At 52.2% G+C, this 209-nt stretch carries 1 protein-coding gene; it reads left to right on the top strand.

All coding sequences use genetic code 11. The features are described from left to right. The coding region (locus LJE08_RS14860; protein WP_370633291.1) for an NAD(P)/FAD-dependent oxidoreductase at positions 1 to 209 on the top strand (209 nt) is incomplete at both ends.

Genomic DNA, 209 nt, shown 5'->3' with positions numbered 1-209 from the left:
CGCTGGTCCTGCTGGGATGACCGCGGCTCTGTATGCCTCAAGAGCCAACTTGTCCGTTTTGATGCTGGATCGCGGGATTTATGGCGGTAATCTGAATAACACGGCAGCAATTGAAAACTACCCCGGCTTTAAGACGGTTCAGGGACCTGAACTGGCACAGGATATGTATCAAGGGGCGACGCAGTTTGGTGCCCAATATGCTTATGGTA

The sequence above is a fragment of the Holdemanella sp. DFI.5.55 genome, assembly GCF_020593575.1.
Lineage (GTDB): Bacteria > Bacillota_I > Bacilli_A > Erysipelotrichales > Erysipelotrichaceae > Holdemanella > Holdemanella hominis.
Note: the sequence above shows the minus strand (reverse complement) of the source record. Positions and strands in the feature narration are given on the sequence as shown.